The sequence below is a fragment of the Acinetobacter sp. V2 genome (assembly GCF_001188385.1).
Taxonomy (GTDB): Bacteria; Pseudomonadota; Gammaproteobacteria; order Pseudomonadales; family Moraxellaceae; genus Acinetobacter; species Acinetobacter oleivorans.
Genome location: NZ_JZFB01000005.1, coordinates 1 through 273, shown reverse-complemented (window position 1 = coordinate 273; position 273 = coordinate 1). Strand labels below are relative to the sequence as shown.

Annotated in this window: 1 protein-coding gene; it reads left to right on the top strand. The window is 49.8% G+C overall.

Going from position 1 to position 273, the window contains the following annotated elements; translation table 11 throughout:
* A partial coding sequence (locus UC75_RS14635) for an Ig-like domain-containing protein (protein ID WP_228137402.1) occupies window positions 1-273 on the top strand: 273 nt, incomplete at both ends.

Genomic DNA, 273 nt, shown 5'->3' with positions numbered 1-273 from the left:
GATACCACTGCACCGAATGTGCCAGTAATTGACCCGGTGAATGGGACAGACCCAATTACAGGTACGGCAGAACCTGGTTCAACAGTAACAGTGACTTATCCTGACGGTAGTACTGCAACTGTAGTTGCAGGACCGGATGGTAGCTGGACTGTTCCAAATCCAGGCTTAAATAATGGTGACACGGTAACAGCTGTTACAACAGATCCTGCTGGCAATACATCAGGACCTGCAACAGGTGTTGTGGATGCGCTTGCACCGACAGTCGCTCTTAAC